Origin of the sequence: Isoptericola jiangsuensis (genome assembly GCF_048320105.1) — a bacterium.
Lineage (GTDB): Bacteria > Actinomycetota > Actinomycetes > Actinomycetales > Cellulomonadaceae > Isoptericola > Isoptericola jiangsuensis_A.
In genome coordinates, this window is record NZ_CP182942.1 from 2,944,785 (window position 1) to 2,958,747 (window position 13,963).

A 13,963-nucleotide genomic window follows, 5' to 3' on the forward strand; every position below is an offset into this window, starting at 1 on the left:
CCGGAGGGTGCAGGATGGGGCGATGGCCGTCTTCGCGTTCTCCGTCGCTCCGCTCGGCGCGGGCGAGTCCGTCACGGACTCCGTCGCCGAGGCCGTCCGCATCGTCCGGGAGTCGGGCCTGCCGAACCGGACCACCTCGATGTTCACCGAGATCGAGGGGGAGTGGGACGAGGTGATGCCCGTCGTCCAGCGCGCCACCGAGGCCGTCGGCGCGGGCGGGCACCGGGTGTCCCTCGTCCTCAAGGCGGACATCCGTCCGGGCCGCACCGGACAGCTCGACGCGAAGGTCCGGCGCGTCGAGGACGCCCTCGCCCGGGACGCCGACGAGGTCGGTCACGCCTGATCCGAGGGATATGTCCGGTTGGGTCCGAATAGGTTTCCTGACCGTTCTGTGACGTGAGCCGCCTCACCTACCAGGCGTGTTGCAGATCACCGGAGGGGCCGCCGTAGGCTATGGCGATCACGGCCGTGCGGGACGTGAGGAACCCGGGGAGTCATCGTCATGCCACTGTTCGAGGTCGACGCCAGCAGGCCGCTCCTCGTGCAGACGGGGCGGTCGGCCGGGGCGGTCGAGCCGAGCCTCGGCACCACGGCGCACCGGGTCGTCGACTCCCACATCGACGGCCTGCTCGGTGAGCAGATCTTCCCCGTGGCGCAGGGCGTCGGGCCCGACGAGCCGCACCTGCTCGCGCTGGACGCCACGGGCTCGCCCGTCGTCGTCGAGCTCGTCGCCGAGCTCGACCGCGGGGCGCTGACCAAGGCCCTCGACCACGCCGGATGGGCCGGGCGCCTCACCCGCGGGGAGATCGCCTCGCGCTACCACGGGGGGCCGAACGCGTTCCAGCGCGACGTCGCCGCGTTCTACGACTCCGTGCCCATCACCCGCTCCCAGCCGGGCCGGTCGAGCGCCCGCCTCATCGTCATCTGCCAGGAGGCCGGCGAGGAGATCCTCAACGCCGTGGACTTCCTGCGCCAGCCCACCATGCCCGTCGAGGTCCTCAAGATGGGCGTGATGCACAGCCAGGACGGGCGCCGGTTCGTCGACGTCTCGCCGCTCGTCATCCACCCGGCGTCGGGGGCCACGTCGCCGCAGCTGTCCGGCGTCGCCCCCGCCTCGGCGTCGTCGGCGTCCGGCGGCGCGGCGGAGGACGGCACGTTCGCCGACGGCGTCAAGGTCGGGATCGCGCTCACCGACCGGAGCCCCGCCGCCGCGGCACCCCCACGCGGCGCGACCCGCGCCGACGTCCCGGGCACGTCCGCGCAGCCGATCGTGCCGCGCCCGGCGTTCGCCCGGTCGGCCGCCACGAACGCCCCCGAACCTGCCGAGCAGCCGGCGGACGAGCCCACGACGAGCCAGCGCGCCCGTCGGACGGCGGCACCCGCCGTGGGCTCGGCTCCTGCGGCACCCGGTGCGGGACCCGGGCGAGGTCGTGAGGACGAGGCGCCCGGGCAGGCCCCCCAGCGGCGCAGCCGCGCCGAGCGCCGCGCGCAGGCGGGGACGCCGAGCCTGTCGATCCCGCAGGTGGGCTCCGCCCCGCACGCCCCCGACCTCCCGCCGCCCCCGCCGCCGGCAGCCCCGACGTCGTCCGGCCCGGCCCCCGCGCCCTTCGCCGCGCCGAGCAGGCACGCCCCCGTCCCGCCGCCGCCGGACGGGCCCACGTCCCCGTCGACGTCACGGTCCGGCGGGCACCGGGAGGCTCCCCGCGACGACGCTCCGCAGGCGCCGGGCCGGCAGCAGGCGGACCCGCCGCGGCGTCGCACCCGGGCGGACCGGTTCCGCGCGTCCGAGCCGTCGGAGGTCTCCCCGGAGCTCGCCGCGTTCACGGCGGCCTCGGCGGCGTCCGCCCAGGACCTCGATCTCGCGGAGCTCGCCCGCCGCACGACGTCGCCCGCCAGCGCCGACACCCCGGGACTGGGGGAGGACTTCGCGCGGGTCGCGGCGTCGTCGTTCCCCGTCGCCGGTGGACGTGCCGCACGCCGTGACGCCGAGCGCCGTGACCTCCCGCGTGAACCGGCACCGCGCGAGCCCGCGCCCTGGGACCCGCCGGCCCCGGGGATCGACCCGCTGGACTCGCGCGTCCCGCTGTCCGCCATGGACGAGCGCGAGTGGGAGCCGTCGACGCCGGACCGCTGGACCAGCGCCTCCGACGACCTGCCGCGCCTCTCCGTCCCGCCGCTGGAGGCGCCGTCGTACACCCCGCCCCCCGAGCGCGACTACTTCGAGCCCGCCCCGGGCGTGGCGGCACCCGTCGAGGAGGTGGACGGCGACCTGATCGCCCTGGCGAGCATGCTCGCCGCGCCCGCCCGGCTCGTCTGGTCCCGGCCGCGTCGCCGCCAGCACTTCGAGGCGGTGCTCACCCCGGAGGGGTTCATCGTGCTCCCCGACGGGTCACGCTTCCAGCATCCCGACCGCGCCGCGACCGTGGCGTGCGGGATGGAGACGGACGACGGCTGGAACGTGTGGCGGATCGAGCCCGACGGCATCTCGCTGCTGGAGGCCTACCGCGCCCGGTTCGCCTGAGCCGACGTCGTCCGGAGCGTCACGGCACGACGACGATCTTGCCCGTCTGCTCGCCGGCCGCGAGCCGGCCCAGACCGGTGGCGACGTCGTCCAGCGCGACCTCGGAGTCCACGACGGGTCGTACGCCGGTCCGCTCGCAGAACCGCAGCAGCGCGGCCAGGTCGTCACGTGACCCCATCGTCACCCCCTGCACGCGGATCTCGTTGAAGAACACCCGGGTCAGCTCCGCCGCGGGAGCGTCGCCGCTCGTCGCCCCGCACACCACGATCGTCCCGCCGGGCCGCACCGACCGCACCGAGTGCGCCCACGTCGCCTGGCCGACGGACTCGACCACCGCGTCGACCCGGCCCGCCGGCAGCCGCCCGCCCGGTTCGAGGGCGTGCACGGCCCCGAGCTCCAGGGCCCGGTCCCGCTTGGCGGCGTCACGCGACGTCGCCGTGACCTCCAGCCCGGCCGCCGCGCCGAGCACGATCGCCGCGGTGGCCACCCCGCCGCCCACACCCTGCACCAGCACGAGGTCGCCCGGTCGCAGGGCGGCGGCGCCGAACAGCATCCGATAGGCGGTGAGCCAGGCGGTGGGCAGGCAGGCGGCCTCGGCGAACGACAGGCCGGCCGGCTTGGGCACGAGGTTCGCGGTGGGGACGGCCACCTTCTCCGCCAGGGTGCCGGGGTAGCGCTCGGACAGCAGCGAGCGGCGCTCGCGAGGTCCGACGCCGTGACCGTCCGCGCCGATCACCCCGTGCACCACGACCTCGGTCCCGTCCGGGGCGACGCCCGCGGCGTCGGTGCCGAGGATCATGGGGAGCTGTTCGGCGCTCAGGCCCACGCCCCGCAGCGACCACAGGTCGTGGTGGTTCAGCGCGGCCGCCCGCACCTCGACGGTGGTCCAGTGCTCCCGCTGCTCCGGTTCGGGCCGGTCCGTCACCTCCAGGCCGTCGAGGGGAGCGTCAGGGCTGAAGCGGGCGACGGTGGCGGCGAGCATGCTCCCAACGTAGACGACGCCACCGACCGGTACCCGGAACCCGGGCCGGCGCACGCAGGCCCTGGCCGCCGCCGAGGCCCGGTTCCGCTCCGCGGTCGGCGCGGCGGGCGCCGAGCAGGACCTGCGCGCCCTCGAGGGCGACGCGAGAGGATCCTGGTCACCTCGGCCGGTTGAGCCCTGGCGTCACTGCGCGCCGACGTTGAACATCCAGGTGACGCCGAAGCGGTCGGTGAGCTGGCCGTAGTAGTCGCCCCACGGCGCCCGCTCGAACGGCAGGACGTCCGCCGCGCCGTCGGACAGCCCCGCGATCATGCCGCGCACGTGGTCCAGGTCGTCGCCGTCGCCCGTGATGGCGACGGTCATGCCGGAGGTGGGGGCCACGTACGTCATGGACGACGGGGTGTCGGCGGCCATGAGCGTGAGGCCGCCGTCGGTGTCGAGCTGGCCGTGCATGACGAGCTCGGCGTCGGCCGGGTCGTCGGTCATGCCGGGCACGGAGCCGAACGTCGTGATGTCGAGCGAGCCACCCAGCACGGACCGGTAGAACTCCAGGGCGGGGCGGGCGTCGGACCGGAAGCTGATGTACGGGTTGAGCTTGGCCATGGTGACCTCCGAGGCGCAGCGTCGCGGGCGCCGTCGTCGACGCCGGGCACCACGCTAGGCGGCGCCACCGACGCTCGCTCGTGGTGCTCCGCGGGCCCGTGGTGCGTCGCAGGCCGGTGCAGGCCGGTGCTGCCTCGTGCTATCTCGCGGGGCGCTGGACCGGCTCGGCGAGGAACTCGCGCACGAGCGGCCCGAGCTGCTCGTGCTCGACGAGGAACCCGTCGTGGCCGAAGTCGGAGCGGATCGTCCGCACGCCGTCGGCGCCGGGCAGCCCGGCGGCGAGCCGCTCGGACTGCGCGGGCGGGAACAGGCGGTCGGAGTCCACGGCCACGACGAGGGCGCGGGCGGTGATCTGGCGCAGTGCGGCCTCGACGCCGCCCCGGTCGCGTCCGAGGTCGTGCGTCATCATCGTCTCGGTGAGCCGCACGTAGGAGTTGGCGTCGAACCGGCGGGCGAGCTTGTCGCCGTGGTGGTCCAGGTAGGACTGCACGGCGAAGCGCCCGTCGACCAGGGGGTCCTCGCCGCCCTGCGGGAGCCTGCCGAACCGTTCGTCGAGCTCGAGGGCGGTGCGGTAGGTGGTGTGGGCGATCTGCCGGGCGATGGCCAGGCCTGCGTGCGGGCCCTCGCCGTCGGGCGCGTCGTAGTAGTCGCCGCCGTTCCACCGCGAGTCGGAGCGGATCGCGCCGAGCTGGGGGTGGGCCCAGGCGATCTGGTCGCCGGAGGACTGGGCGCAGGTGGCGATGGCCGCGATCGAGCGGACCTCGATGCCGGCCTCCGGTCCCAGCACGGCCCACTCCAGCACGCGCATGCCGCCCATGGACGCCCCGACCACCGCCTCCCACGAGGTGATGCCGAGCTGGCGGGCCAGCTCGATCTCGACGGCGACCTGGTCGCGCGTGGTGATCCGGGGGAACCTGCCGCCCCAGGGGCGGCCGTCGGGCGCGGTCGACGCCGGCCCGGTGGTGCCCTGGCAGCCGCCGAGCACGTTGGGCGCGACGACGAAGTAGCGGTCCGTGTCGAGCGGGGCGCCGGGTCCGATCATGGACTCCCACCAGCCGGCCGTGGACTGGCCGGGGCCGGCGGACCCGTGCACGTGGGCGTCGCCGGTGAGGGCGTGCAGGACGAGGACGGCGTTGGACCCGTCGGGCGCGAGCTCGCCGAACGTCTCGTAGGCGACGCGGACGTCCGGGAGGCGACCGCCGGCCTCGAGGTCGAACGTGCCGACGTCGCGGAACTGCCGGTTGGCGACGGGGTCGCCCTCGCGCCAGGCGCCCGAGGCCGGGACGCTCGTGGCCGGCACGCGGCGCGCACCGCGGGCGGTGCCCGGGCCGGGGGCGGTGCCCGGGGGGCGGGTCGGCGTCGCGGTCATGGTCTCGACGGTAAGCCCCGCCGGGGCACCTGCCCACCGCATCTCACGATGCGGGACCATCATGTGAGACGGTCACGGCCGCAGCAGCACCTTCGTCGCCCGCCGCTCGTCCATCGCCGCGTACGCCTCGGCGACGTCCGCCAGCGGCATCTCGACGTCGAACACCCGGCCGGGCTCGATCGCCCCGGACAGCACGTCCTCCAGCAGCGTCGCCATGTGCGTGCGGGCCGGCGCCATCCCGCCACCGACCGTGATGTTGCGGCCGAAGAGCTGACGGATCGGCAGGTTCGCACCGCCGTGCGGGACGCCCACGAAGCCGACCCGGCCGCCACCGCGCACCACGCCCAGCGCCTGCGCCATCGACTGCTCCGTGCCCACGCACTCCAGCGCCGCGTCGGCCAGATCGCCGCCGAGCAGGTCGCGCAGCGCCGCCACGCCCTCGTCACCGCGCTCGGCGACGACGTCGGTCGCGCCCAGGTCACGGGCGAGCGCCGCCCGGTCCGCGTGCCGCGACATCGCCACGACCCGACCGGCCCCGAGGCGCCGCGCGGCGATCACGCCGCACAGCCCCACCGCGCCGTCACCGACCACCACGACCGTGTCCCCGGCGCCGACCCCGGCCGACACCGCGGCGTGGTGCCCCGTCGACATCACGTCCGACAGGGCGAGCAGGTGCGGCACCAGGCCCGCGGCCTCCGCGTCCGCCTCCGACCGCCCGACCGGGAACAGGGAGTGCTGCGCCAGCGGGATGCGCACCCGTTCGCCCTGCGCGCCGTCGACGGGGTGGCCGTCGCGGTCGGTCGACCCGAAGAACGTCACCACCGCGCACGCCGAGGGGAAACCGGCCCGGCACGCCTGGCAGGACCCGCAGCTCAGGGAGAACGGGACGACGACGAGGTCGCCGGGCCTCGCCGAGGTCACCTCGGACCCGACCTCCTCGACCACGCCGACGAGCTCGTGGCCGATCGGGTGCGGAGCCTTCGTGGGGGTGACGCCGCGGTACGGCCACAGGTCGGACCCGCACACGCACGCGGCCAGGACGCGCACGACGGCGTCGCCCGGCGCGCGCAGCACGGGGTCGGGGCGCTCCTCGGCGCGGACGTCATGGGCGGCGTGGATCATCGTGGCGAGCATGGGACCACCGTAGGCCGCCCGCCGGGACACGCGTCGTCGGCCGCGACGGGAGAAGCCGTCTCAGTCCGGAAGGAGCCGCCGGACCAGTGCGAGCCGGCCGGCGTCGAGGGCGAGCCCCGCCTGTTCGGCGCGAGCGGGCTTCGAGGCCGGCGCGGGTCCCTCCCGGCCGCCCACCGCCGCCGACCATGCCTTCTGAACGGTCGAACATGCCCTGGCGGCCCGTCCCGGAGTCGGGACGGGCCGCCAGGGCATGTTCGGCACGTCAGGGTGCCGGGGTCAGTGGTTGTAGTAGCCCGCGTCCTTGGCGCGCTGGAACGAGCGCTCGATCTCGGACTCGGCCTCCTCGCGGCCGACCCAGTGCGCGCCCTCGACGGACTTGCCCGGCTCCAGGTCCTTGTAGACCTCGAAGAAGTGCTGGATCTCCAGGCGGTGGAAGTCCGAGACGTCGTCGATGTCCTGGCGCCACGCGGCACGCTGGTCACCGAGCGGGACGCACAGGACCTTGTCGTCGCCGCCGGCCTCGTCGCGCATGCGGAACATGCCCAGTGCGCGGCACTTGATGAGGCAGCCGGGGAACGTGGGCTCCTCGAGGAGGACCAGCGCGTCCAGCGGGTCGCCGTCCTCGCCGAGCGTGCCCTCGATGAACCCGTAGTCGTCCGGGTACCGCGTCGAGGTGAAGAGCATGCGGTCCAGACGGATGCGACCTGTCTCGTGGTCCACCTCGTACTTGTTCCGCTGACCCTTCGGGATCTCGATGGTGACGTCGAACTCCACTGTTCCTCCAGTCGTGGGGCGTGCGCCGATCAAGGTGCGTGCGCGTCCCCAGTGTGCCATGCGGGCCCCACCCCGACCCGGCGTCGTGCGCGTCCGGGGCGGGTGGAACGTGCGAGAATACGGCCCGTACGAGCCTGCTTGTGACCAGGTTCACGACTTCTGGAGGATCGGATGAGGTGGCGGCTCAAGGTCGGCGCCACCGTGGCGTCCGTCCTGGCGCTGTTCTGCGGCTACCTCGTGGCCGACGCGTACGACGTCGTTCCGGGCATGGTCACCCTCGCCGCACCGTACGACGCCCCCGCCCCGTTCCCCGACGCCCCGGGCGCCGTCCCCGGCCCCAGCCCCGAGGTCGCCGTCCCCGCGCTGCCCGAGGCCGCGCCCGTCCCGGACACCGACCGGATCGGTGACCTCGTCACCGCGCTCGCCGAGGACGACCGGCTCGGCAAGCGCGTCGGGGTGCTCGTCACGGACGCCGCGACCGGCGAGACCCTGGGGGAGTCCGCGGCCGGTCGCCAGCAGGTCCCCGCCTCCACGCAGAAGATCCTCACGGCCGTCGCCGCGTACGCCGGTCCGGGCGGCGAGGTCACCCTGCCCACCCGTGCCGTGCTGGAAGGGGACTCGCAGGTCGTGCTCGTGGGCGGGGGAGACATGATGCTCGCGCCCGACGCCGGCGACCCCGACGCGGTCAACGGCCGGGCCGGCCTCGGCGACCTCGCCGACCAGGTCGTCGCCCAGGTGACGCTCAGCGGCCGTGACTCCGTCTCGCTCGCCGTGGACGACACCCTCTTCAGCGGGCCCGACGTCTCCCCGACGGTGCGGGACTCCGACGTCGCCGACGGCTACGTCGCACCGGTCGCCGCCCTCGCCGTCGACGTCGCCCGGCTCACCGACGACAAGTACGCCAAGCGCGAGAGCGACCCGGCGATGGCTGCCGCGGACCAGTTCGCCGCCGCCCTCGAGGACCGTGGCGTCACCGTGTCCGGCAGCATCTCCCGCCAGACCGCCGCGTCCTCCGCCCGCGAGATCGGCCGGGTCGACTCGGCGCCGCTCGGACAGATCGTCTCCTACCTGCTGGAGGAGTCGGACAACACGCTCACCGAGGTGGTGGGCCGGCTCGTGGCCGTCGACGCGGGCCTGCCCGGCTCCCAGGAGGCCGCGATCAGCGAGGTCGTCGCCACCGTCGAGAGCCTCGGCGTCGACCTCACCGGTGCCGTCCTGACCGACCTGTCCGGGCTCGGCACCGGGTCGTCGACGAGCGTGCGCCAGCTCGTCGACACCCTCGCCGTCGCCGCCCAGGACCCGACGATGCGCGAGGCCGTCACCGGGCTGCCGATCGCCGGGATGGAGGGCACGCTCCACGAGCGCTTCGCCGAGGGCAACCCCGGCCGCGGCTACGCCAGCGCCAAGACGGGCTCCCTGCCCGACATCCGCTCGCTGGCCGGGACCGTCGTCACCACCGACGACCGTCTCCTGCTGTTCGCCGTCACCGCCGACGCCATCCCCGAGGGCGGCTCGTACGGGGCCAACATGCTCTTCGACGAGTTCGTCGGCGACCTCGCCGCCTGCGGCTGCACCACCGACGCCCCGTAGGCCCGCCGGCACGGCGCCGCGCCGCGACCCGGTCGCTACGGTGGACCCGTGACCTCACCCAGCCCCGCCGCCGTCGACTGGACCGCCGCCGCACAGATCGCGCGCCGGGTCGCCCGGCCGGGGCCCGTGGCCTCGCGCGACCAGCTCGACGACCTCGTCGCAGGTCTGCGGACCGCGGCGGACGACGCCGTCGACCACGTCCTGGGAGTCACCCGCATGACACCCGCGGGCTCGCCGGCAGGGCCCGGCCGGGGCCGCGACGCCGCCGGACGGTTCGCCCGCCTCCGCCCGCCGGAGCGGCCGGACCTCGGCGACGTCCGCGTCGTGGACCGCGCCACCTGGGCGCAGGCCAACACCCGGTCGATGGCACGCCTGACGGAGCCCGTCCTCGGTGCGGTCGGCGACGGCGGGCGGCTGCCCGAGTCGGCTGCCGCCCGGCTCGCCGGCGCCGCCGAGGTCGGCGGTCTGCTCGCGCTGCTGTCCAGCAAGGTCCTCGGCCAGTTCGACCCGTACACCCCGGGCCGGCCCGTCCTGATGCTCGTCGCCCCCAACGTGCTGGCCGCCGAGCAGGCGATGCGGCTCGACGGCCCCGACTTCCGGCTGTGGGTGTGCCTGCACGAGCAGACCCACGCCGTGCAGTTCGCCACCGCCCCGTGGCTCGCCGAGCACCTCGCCGGTCGGCTCGGCGCGCTGCTCCAGGACGTGGCCACCACGTCCGTCGGGCTGAGCCGTGCCCCGGTGCGGGAGAAGGTCGCGCTGCTGGGCCGCACCGTCGTCGACGCCGTCCGCGGCGACCTGACCACCCCCCTCGACCAGGTCTTCGGCCCCGCGCAGAAGCGGGAGCTGGCGCAGATCACCGCCGTCATGGCACTCCTCGAGGGGCACGCCGACGTCATGATGGACGCCGTCGGCCGCCGTGTCGTACCCACCGTGCGCACCATCCGCGCCCGGTTCGAACGACGCCGCGACGGTGCCGGGGCGCCCCGGCTCGACGTCGTCCTGCGGCGGCTGCTCGGCATGGACGCCAAGCTCGCCCAGTACCGCGACGGCGCCGCGTTCGTCCGCGCCGTCGAGACCTCGGTGGGGCGTGACGGGCTCAACGCCGTGTGGGCCGCCCCGGAGCACCTCCCCAGCGATCGTGAGATCGCCGACCCGCGCGCCTGGGTGCGGCGCGTGCACGGCTAGGGCGGGCGGCCGGTGGGGCACGTCGACGCCGCGCTCGCCGCCGCGCGCACGGCCGTGCGGGCCGACCTCGCGGACCTCGACGCCGGTGACCTCGTGCTCGTCGCCTGCTCGGGAGGGGCGGACTCCCTCGCGCTCGCGGCCGCCGTCGCGAGCGAGGCGCGCCGGGTCGGCCGGTCGGTGCGTGCGCGCGGGCACGCGGTGCGGGCGGGGGCCGTCGTCGTCGACCACGGCCTGCAGCCCGGCTCGGCCGACGTCGCGTCGCGGGCCGCCGCGCAGTGCCGTGACCTGGGCCTCGACCCGGTCCTGGTGCGGCGGGCCGACGTCGCACCCTCGCCGGACGGCGGCGAGGCGGCCGCGCGCGACGCCCGGTACGCCCTGCTCGACGACGTCGCCGTGGAGCTCGGTGCCGTCGCCGTGCTGCTCGGCCACACCCTCGACGACCAGGCGGAGCAGGTGCTGCTCGGCCTCGCCCGGGGCAGCGGGGCGCGGTCGCTCGCGGGGATGCCACGACGGCGCGGCCGGTACCGGCGCCCGTTCCTCGACCTGCGGCGTGCCCAGACCGAGCGGGTGTGCGCCGTCGTCGGCGTCGAACCGTGGCACGACCCCACGAACGCCCCCGACGGCGGACCCCTGCGGTCGGCGGTGCGAGGCAGGCTGCTGCCCGAGCTGACCGCCGTGCTGGGTCCGGGCGCCGTGGAGGCGCTCGCGCGCAGCGCCGCGCTGCTCCGCCAGGACGCCGACCTGCTGGACGCCCTGGCGGCCGACCTGCTGGACGCCGCAGGTGCTACCGCGGCCGACGGCGGGACCGTGCTGGACGTCACTGTCCTCGCCGACGCGCCCCCGGCGCTGCGTCGTCGCGCCCTGCGTGCGGCCGCGCTCGCGGCGGGCTGTCCAGCAGGGACGACGACGTCGGGGCACGTCGACGCGCTCGACGCCCTGGTCGTGCGCTGGCACGGGCAGGGTGCGGTGCACCTCCCGAGCGACGCACGGGCGTGGCGCGCGTGTGGCAGGCTGTTCCTGCGCCCGTCCGCCACGGGCCCGCTACCCCCCTTCACGCATCCTGAGGAGTAACCCCGTGGACCAGTCGGACGTCGCCGGCGACCTCGCCGAAATCCTGCTCACCGAGGAACAGCTCGGGTCGCGGCTCGACGAGATGGCTGCCCAGATCGACGCCGACTACGCCGGCAAGGACCTGCTCCTCGTCGGGGTGCTCAAGGGCGCCGTCATGGTCATGGCGGACCTGTCCCGTCGCCTGCACCACCCGGTCCAGATGGACTGGATGGCCGTGTCCTCCTACGGGTCGGGCACCAAGTCCTCCGGCGTGGTGCGGATCCTCAAGGACCTCGACGCCGACCTGTCGGGGCGCAACGTCCTCATCGCCGAGGACATCATCGACTCCGGCCTGACGCTCTCGTGGCTCGTGCAGAACCTGCGCTCCCGCGGTCCGAAGTCCGTCGAGATCGCCACGATGCTGCGCAAGCCCGACGCCGCCAAGGTCGACGTCGACGTGAAGTACGTCGGGTTCGACATCCCGAACGAGTTCGTCGTCGGGTACGGCCTCGACTACGACGAGAAGTACCGCAACCTGCCCTTCATCGGGACGCTCGCCCCGCACGTCTACGCCTGAGCTTCGACGCCGTGGGCGAACACCACGGGGAACTCTCCGGCCGGGAGTGTAGTTTCGTGTGTCGAACCACCGCCCGAACGAAGGGATGCGGGGCAGCGCCCCGTCACGGATGAACCTCAAGAAGATCTTCAGCGGCCCGCTCGTCTGGATCGCGCTCGGCCTGATCGTCGTCGCGCTCGCGTTCTCCGCGTTCTCCGGGGAACGGGTCGAGCGCATCGAGACGTCCGAGGGCCTCGAGCTCCTGGCGGGGGACACGGTCGACCACGCCCTCATCATCGACGGGGACCAGCGCGTCGAGCTCGAGCTGAGCGAGCCCTACGTCACCGGCGAGGGCGACGACGAGGTGGACTACGGGGAGAAGGTCGACTTCTTCTGGGTGGCCCCGCAGGGCGAGGACGTCGTGACCGCCGTGACGGGCGCCGACCTGCCCGAGGGCTACGACACGAACGTGCCGCAGCCGTCGTTCCTGAGCTCGCTGTTCAGCTTCCTCATCCCGTTCCTCATCATCCTGGTGATCTTCTGGTTCGTGCTGTCCCGCATGCAGGGCGGCGGCAACCGCGTCATGGGCTTCGGCAAGTCCAAGGCCAAGCTCATCAGCAAGGACATGCCGCAGGTCACGTTCGCCGACGTCGCGGGCGTGGACGAGGCCGTCGAGGAGCTCCACGAGATCAAGGAGTTCCTCGCCGAGCCGGAGAAGTTCCAGGCCGTGGGCGCGAAGATCCCCAAGGGCGTGCTGCTGTACGGCCCGCCCGGGACCGGCAAGACCCTGCTGGCGCGTGCCGTCGCCGGTGAGGCGGGCGTGCCGTTCTACTCGATCTCCGGGTCCGACTTCGTCGAGATGTTCGTCGGTGTCGGTGCCTCGCGGGTGCGCGACCTGTTCGAGCAGGCCAAGACGAACGCGCCGGCCATCATCTTCATCGACGAGATCGACGCCGTCGGTCGTCACCGCGGTGCCGGCATGGGCGGCGGTCACGACGAGCGCGAGCAGACGCTGAACCAGATGCTCGTCGAGATGGACGGCTTCGACGTCAAGACGAACGTCATCCTCATCGCGGCGACCAACCGTCCCGACATCCTCGACCCGGCCCTGCTGCGCCCGGGCCGCTTCGACCGGCAGGTCGCCGTCGAGGCGCCCGACCTCAAGGGCCGCGAGCGGATCCTCACGGTGCACGCGCAGGGCAAGCCGATGGTCGAGTCGATCGACCTCGCCGCCGTCGCGCGCCGCACCCCCGGGTTCACCGGTGCCGACCTGGCCAACGTCCTCAACGAGGCTGCCCTGCTGACGGCACGCTCCGGCGCGCAGCTCATCGACGACCGGGCGCTCGACGAGGCGATCGACCGCGTCATCGCCGGGCCGCAGAAGCGCACCCGCGTGATGAACGTCAAGGAGCAGAAGATCACGGCCTACCACGAGGGCGGCCACGCCCTGGTGGCCGCCGCGATGCGGTACACCGACCCGGTCACGAAGGTCACGATCCTGCCGCGCGGGCGTGCGCTGGGCTACACGATGGTGATGCCCACCGAGGACAAGTACTCCACGACCCGCAACGAGCTCCTCGACCAGCTCGCCTACGCGATGGGTGGGCGCGTCGCCGAGGAGATCGTGTTCCACGACCCGACGACGGGCGCCAGCAACGACATCGAGAAGGCCAGCGCGATCGCGCGCAAGATGGTCACCGAGTACGGCATGAGCGACAAGGTCGGGGCGATCAAGCTGGGCAACGGCTCGGGCGAGCCGTTCATGGGTCGCGACATGGGCCACCAGCGCGACTACTCCGAGGCGGTCGCCGGGACGGTGGACCACGAGGTCCGCCAGCTCGTCGAGGCCGCCCACGACGAGGCCTGGGAGGTGCTCACCCAGTACCGCGACGTCCTCGACGACCTGGTGCTGCGCCTGCTCGAGGCCGAGACCCTCAACCAGGCCGAGCTCGCGGAGATCTTCGCCCCGGTGACCAAGCGCGACGCGCGGGACGTCTGGCTCTCCTCCGAGCAGCGCACCGTGCACACCCGTGGCCCGGTGATGACCGAGGGCGAGAAGGCCGCCTACTCGACCGACGGCACCACCGGCGGGCTCCCGCAGGACGAGGCCGCCGTCGTCGGGAACCCGGAGGCCGAGGAGTCCGCGGGACGCGACGTCGACGCCCCGGGCACGGGCTCCTCCGAGGAGGGCGCGTGACG

The 13,963-nt window shown here is 74.4% G+C and carries 12 protein-coding genes; 7 read left to right on the forward strand and 5 right to left on the reverse strand.

What is annotated here, in order from left to right:
* The first annotated feature begins 22 nt into the window (after nucleotides 1-22).
* Nucleotides 23-343: an MTH1187 family thiamine-binding protein gene (locus tag ACNHYB_RS13545; RefSeq protein ID WP_418275864.1), complete on the forward strand. Its 321-nt coding sequence runs from the start codon at nucleotides 23-25 to the stop codon at nucleotides 341-343.
* 159 nt (nucleotides 344-502) lie between these two features.
* On the forward strand, nucleotides 503-2,521 hold the full coding sequence (locus ACNHYB_RS13550; RefSeq protein ID WP_418275865.1) for a hypothetical protein: 2,019 nt from the start codon (nucleotides 503-505) through the stop codon (nucleotides 2,519-2,521).
* A gap of 19 nt (nucleotides 2,522-2,540) precedes the next feature.
* Here the strand turns inward: ACNHYB_RS13550 and ACNHYB_RS13555 are convergent, their stop codons facing one another.
* The 5 genes from ACNHYB_RS13555 to ACNHYB_RS13575 all read right to left on the reverse strand — a co-directional run bounded on the left by ACNHYB_RS13555 (nucleotide 2,541) and on the right by ACNHYB_RS13575 (nucleotide 7,383).
* The gene (locus tag ACNHYB_RS13555; RefSeq protein WP_418275866.1) at nucleotides 2,541-3,503 is read right to left on the reverse strand and encodes a zinc-binding dehydrogenase; all 963 of its coding nucleotides are present in this window, start codon (nucleotides 3,501-3,503) and stop codon (nucleotides 2,541-2,543) included.
* A gap of 183 nt (nucleotides 3,504-3,686) precedes the next feature.
* The gene (locus ACNHYB_RS13560; protein WP_418275868.1) at nucleotides 3,687-4,106 is read right to left on the reverse strand and encodes a VOC family protein; all 420 of its coding nucleotides are present in this window, start codon (nucleotides 4,104-4,106) and stop codon (nucleotides 3,687-3,689) included.
* 139 nt (nucleotides 4,107-4,245) lie between these two features.
* The gene (gene metX / locus ACNHYB_RS13565) at nucleotides 4,246-5,475 is read right to left on the reverse strand and encodes a homoserine O-acetyltransferase MetX (protein WP_418275870.1); all 1,230 of its coding nucleotides are present in this window, start codon (nucleotides 5,473-5,475) and stop codon (nucleotides 4,246-4,248) included.
* A gap of 72 nt (nucleotides 5,476-5,547) precedes the next feature.
* Nucleotides 5,548-6,609 (reverse strand): zinc-binding dehydrogenase, encoded by a 1,062-nt coding sequence (locus ACNHYB_RS13570; protein WP_418275871.1) that lies wholly within the window; start codon nucleotides 6,607-6,609, stop codon nucleotides 5,548-5,550.
* 276 nt (nucleotides 6,610-6,885) lie between these two features.
* Nucleotides 6,886-7,383, reverse strand: coding sequence for an inorganic diphosphatase (locus ACNHYB_RS13575; RefSeq protein WP_418275872.1), 498 nt, complete (start codon nucleotides 7,381-7,383; stop codon nucleotides 6,886-6,888).
* 171 nt (nucleotides 7,384-7,554) lie between these two features.
* Between ACNHYB_RS13575 and dacB the strand changes: the two genes are divergently transcribed.
* The 5 genes from dacB (at nucleotide 7,555) to ftsH (ending at nucleotide 13,961) form a co-directional block, all read left to right on the forward strand.
* On the forward strand, nucleotides 7,555-8,973 hold the full coding sequence (gene dacB / locus ACNHYB_RS13580) for a D-alanyl-D-alanine carboxypeptidase/D-alanyl-D-alanine-endopeptidase (protein ID WP_418275873.1): 1,419 nt from the start codon (nucleotides 7,555-7,557) through the stop codon (nucleotides 8,971-8,973).
* 48 nt (nucleotides 8,974-9,021) lie between these two features.
* The gene (locus ACNHYB_RS13585) at nucleotides 9,022-10,158 is read left to right on the forward strand and encodes a zinc-dependent metalloprotease (RefSeq protein WP_418275874.1); all 1,137 of its coding nucleotides are present in this window, start codon (nucleotides 9,022-9,024) and stop codon (nucleotides 10,156-10,158) included.
* A 12-nt stretch (nucleotides 10,159-10,170) separates the two neighbouring features.
* Nucleotides 10,171-11,229 carry a tRNA lysidine(34) synthetase TilS gene (gene tilS, locus ACNHYB_RS13590; protein WP_418275875.1) on the forward strand — a complete coding sequence of 353 codons (1,059 nt, stop codon included), beginning with the start codon at nucleotides 10,171-10,173 and terminating at the stop codon, nucleotides 11,227-11,229.
* Between the two features lie 4 nt (nucleotides 11,230-11,233).
* Entirely contained in the window at nucleotides 11,234-11,785 is a 552-nt protein-coding gene (hpt, locus tag ACNHYB_RS13595) for a hypoxanthine phosphoribosyltransferase (protein ID WP_418275877.1), read from the forward strand.
* Between the two features lie 109 nt (nucleotides 11,786-11,894).
* Nucleotides 11,895-13,961: an ATP-dependent zinc metalloprotease FtsH gene (gene ftsH, locus ACNHYB_RS13600; protein ID WP_418278059.1), complete on the forward strand. Its 2,067-nt coding sequence runs from the start codon at nucleotides 11,895-11,897 to the stop codon at nucleotides 13,959-13,961.
* Nucleotides 13,962-13,963: the final 2 nt, after the last annotated feature.

Coding starts and splice junctions, on each gene's coding strand:
- ACNHYB_RS13545 (WP_418275864.1), top strand. CDS start 23: ATGGCCGTCTTCGCGTTCTCCGTCGCTCCGCTCGGCGCGGGCGAGTCC.
- ACNHYB_RS13550 (WP_418275865.1), top strand. CDS start 503: ATGCCACTGTTCGAGGTCGACGCCAGCAGGCCGCTCCTCGTGCAGACG.
- ACNHYB_RS13555 (WP_418275866.1), bottom strand. CDS start 3,503: ATGCTCGCCGCCACCGTCGCCCGCTTCAGCCCTGACGCTCCCCTCGAC.
- ACNHYB_RS13560 (WP_418275868.1), bottom strand. CDS start 4,106: ATGGCCAAGCTCAACCCGTACATCAGCTTCCGGTCCGACGCCCGCCCC.
- metX (WP_418275870.1), bottom strand. CDS start 5,475: ATGACCGCGACGCCGACCCGCCCCCCGGGCACCGCCCCCGGCCCGGGC.
- ACNHYB_RS13570 (WP_418275871.1), bottom strand. CDS start 6,609: ATGCTCGCCACGATGATCCACGCCGCCCATGACGTCCGCGCCGAGGAG.
- dacB (WP_418275873.1), top strand. CDS start 7,555: ATGAGGTGGCGGCTCAAGGTCGGCGCCACCGTGGCGTCCGTCCTGGCG.
- ftsH (WP_418278059.1), top strand. CDS start 11,895: ATGAACCTCAAGAAGATCTTCAGCGGCCCGCTCGTCTGGATCGCGCTC.